This window comes from Alcanivorax sp. (assembly GCF_014762765.1).
Taxonomy (GTDB): domain Bacteria; phylum Pseudomonadota; class Gammaproteobacteria; order Pseudomonadales; family Alcanivoracaceae; genus Alcanivorax.
The window spans coordinates 1-3,841 of sequence record NZ_JABURH010000041.1; the positions used below are offsets into that span (position 1 = coordinate 1).

General features: G+C 58.0%; 2 protein-coding genes and 1 pseudogene. All 3 read left to right on the forward strand.

Features of this window, described 5'->3' with window-relative positions:
* Positions 1 to 1,052, forward strand: a pseudogene (locus HUJ17_RS01275) (hypothetical protein); the annotation flags it as partial.
* Positions 1,053 to 1,370: 318 nt separating this feature from the next.
* Entirely contained in the window at positions 1,371 to 2,726 is a 1,356-nt protein-coding gene (locus tag HUJ17_RS01280; protein WP_062815336.1) for an outer membrane protein transport protein, read from the forward strand.
* Positions 2,727 to 2,738: 12 nt separating this feature from the next.
* A partial coding sequence (locus HUJ17_RS01285; RefSeq protein ID WP_290509005.1) for an Ig-like domain-containing protein occupies positions 2,739 to 3,841 on the forward strand: 1,103 nt, incomplete at its 3' end.

Genomic DNA, 3,841 nt, shown 5'->3' on the forward strand with positions numbered 1-3,841 from the left:
GCCTGGTCTTTACCCCGTCCCAACCCTGGGAAGAGGGTGCCTATTACCGTTACATCCTGATGAGCGTCAATCAGACATCCGCCCAGCAACCGGATGATTGCCGCAGTGGCGAGGCCATTTGCGCCACCGATGGCAAGCGTCTGCAGACCGCTCTGTTACGGGCCCCGGACAGCGACATGGGTGGACCCGACATGCATCTTCACTTCGTTGCCGGCGCGCCGGTTGCCAGTGTCTTCCAGCCACTCAAGAACCTGCCCACGGCGGACCTGAACGGCAATGGCCATTTTGATGCGGGAGAGCCTGGCTACAACGGCGGTGAGCCCGGTGCCAATACCACGGCACTGATCATTGATGAAAGCAAGGGCGATAACGGCAGCGAAGGAGGCGTCTCCGATCCGGCGCTGGTCTGTGATCTGCCGGAGCAGTGTGGCATTCATGTGGTCGGTGGCCTCAACTCCGAGGTGATCGGCGCCACACAACCCTACGATGATCCGTCGACACCGGACGTTGAAGCCTGGCCGGCTGTCAGGATCGGGCTGTATCCCACCCTGATTCAGGCATCATCGGTGACACTGAAAGTGAAAATCATCGGCCTGTTTGACAGCGACACCCCCACAGAAACCCAGTTCATGCGTATGCGTTACCAGTGTGTGGCCTGGCCGGAAGACGCGGATAATTTCTGTGGTAAAAAGCATCCGGATGGCAGTTTTGTCTATGACGAATGGGAGCGCCAGGGGCTGATCCCCGGCTGGATTGTGCAAACCCCGGAGGGGCCGGAGTTTCGCGCTGATGTGGACCTGTATCTGGACGCGCCCTACATGCACATCCTGCTGGATGGCACCCATAACCAGCACAGCTATCCGCTGACCATGAATCTGGCCGGGCCGGTCACTTTCCTGCCGGACGGGCGCATGGTAATCGAGCAGCTGAACAGCAACGATATCGCTGTAGACGTGAATCTGTCGGTGTTGATCCTTAACCTGAAAATTTATCTGAAAATTCCGGCGGGCGGCGTAAAGCTTCAGTACCTGGGTGAGCCGATCAAGCAGTAACGTCTTCCTTGCCAAGCCATTGCCGGCCTTCGGGCCGGCTTTTTTATGCTCCTCTACCTGTCTGTGACATAGCCGCCCTGGCGACGGCAAACCGAAACCCCCCGGTTACATCGTTTAACAATACCGGTGCTCCCATCAACTTTTCTCAACCATTCCCAACTTTTTGCCAACGGCGCTGGCACTCGCGTTTTGTTTGACTTGTTGCATACACACAGGGGGGAATAGGTGAGAGGCTGCATAGCTTCACGCATTGTTCTCCTGTCGCCTGGGACCTTAACCTGAGGCGAAAACCCTAATAACAAAAGCCGGAGAAGCGCTATGACTACGAAAACCCTCGCCCGTTGGGGAGCTGCTGTCATTGTCAGCACTGCCCTGTCGACCCCTACTTTCGCTGCAATGGGTAACACGGCCAGCACCTATGGTCTGCTACCTGCCGATGTGGGGACCGCCATGGGTCTGTCCATGTTCAATCCCCAGGCATCAGCGCTTTATTACAACCCGGCCTACCTGACCCGCGATCCCCGTGGGGAACTGACGGTGGGTCTGTTGCACGGTGACCAGGAACTGCGTGCCGTCAGCCAGGGCAATCCCAGCGGGGGCGCCCCATCGGTGATTCGTGACGGTGACATACTGAATGACACCCTGTCCCAGCAGCAGGTCATTGCGCTGAAGACCGACCTCACCGATATGACCAAGTTCGAACATCCGATCTACTTCGCGATTATTGCCGGGGTGGAAAAATTCGGTGAGGAAATGCTGGCATTTGACTCCAGCACCAGCATGGAAGGCCAGTTCTTCAATTACGGCCGACAGCCATTATTCCTGAACCTTGGTGGAGGCCTCGAACTGGCCAACGGTATTACCACCGGGGCCTCCGCACACATCTCCCTGCGTTCTGAGGCTACCCTGATCGCCAGCGCCAACCTGGCCGGTGAAACCCAGCGCGAAGAGCTGACCGTGTCTGCCAAGCCGGTGATTCGTCCGGTGCTGTCCATGAATCTGGAATGGGACAAGGTGTTCTGCGGCAAGGAAGACTGCGGCATCTGGACCGGTCTTGAGACCGCTTTTGCTTTCCGCGGGCACACCGAGGCCCGCACCGCGGTGGAATCCAATCTGACCATTCCCGGTACCGTTATTGATCCGGGTATTACTGTGTTGATCGATACCATCGATTCCTATCAGCCGGATATCTTCAGTGCCGGTCTGCTGTATCACTTCACCGACAACTTCCGCGCTGCCGTTACCGTAGAACAGCAGAACTGGAGTGACCTGGAAGATGAGCTGGCCCGCGACACGGTCAAGGACCAGGCCTTCGCCGAGTTCAAGGACATTGTGGTTCCCCGTATCGGTGCCGAGTGGACGGTGAACGATCACCTGATTCTGTCCGGCGGTGTGGCGTATCAGGAAAGCCCGCTGGAAAGCATCCAGACCCCGGACGTGAACTACCTGGACAGTGACAAATTGATTGTCGGCGTGGGCTCATCCCTGATTATCCAGAACCCGCCCGTCCTCGCTTATCCGCTGCGCCTTGATTTCGGTTACCAGTTCCAGAAACTGGAAGAGCGGGATTTCGAGCTGACCACCAACCGTCCCGGTGTGGCGAACCCCTATGAAGTGGTAACCGCTGATGGCGATGTCCATGTGTTTTCCGGCGCTATCACGGTGAAGTTCTAACGGAGGTGTTCCATGAAAAAGAATAATATCGCCCTGACAGCACTGACCGCCCTTGCGGTGGCAGGCTGTGGCGGGGACAAGGACAGGGTGAGTTTCGATACACCCACCTTCAACGCACGCAACCTGCACTACACCTACCCGCTGGATGACCAGAACCAGGTGGCACCGCGTGCCATTGTGGCCTTACAGTTCAGCCATACCGTATCGGCCACGGCAGATAATTTCGTGTTCCAGGATGCGGATGGCGCGGATGTGGCCTTCACCCTGGAATCCGTGGCAGATGGCCGGGGTGTGGTGCTGACGCCTGTGGATGCACTGTCTCCGGCAACGGATTACACGGTGGTCATGAATGGCGTCACCGTGCTCGGTGAAACCACCACTTTCAAGGACGGCGAGCTCAATTTCACTACCCGCGCCGCTCTGGAAGGACCGCTGGATACCCAGCAGACCGCCGCCAGCTTTGAAGTGGAGTCCATCTTCCCGGATGACGACCAGTTCGAAAGCATGGATTTCTCCAGTTTCCGGCTGCGCACCACCAAGCCCATTGATGCGTCCACCGCAGTTTATGGTGACACCGTCAGCCTGATGAGCAACGGCGAACTGGTGCCGGCACAACTGCTGGTTGGCCGTACCGCGATTACCGTGGACCCGCTGGAAGACATGACCCCCGGCCAGACCTATGAGCTGGGTGTCAACGGCGTGCTCAGCCAGTCCGGCGAAACCATTGCCGGCTTTACGCATTCCACCGTGCCCCAGGACACAACCTCTCCCACCACCGGTGAGCGGGCGGTACTGGTGACCAATGCACCGCCGGCGGATGATTCCCTTGGCTGTCTGGATGAAGGGGTGATCACCTCCGAACTGACCGGTCAGCCGATCAACTGCGTGCCGGTGATTGGTACCCTGCTGCAGGACAAGACCGTATCCAAGCAGTCCGGTGACGTGTATGCGGAGCTGGCGTTTACCCCCAACTTCCCGGATGTCACCCCGCTGCGGGTCAGGAAGGGCGGCATTCTTACCGGTGATGCGCTGGAAGTCTTTATTGGCGGTGAAGTGCCGGTGGGCTTTGATTCCGGGGAAGTGACGGTACAGATCATTTCCGATGCTACCGGTTA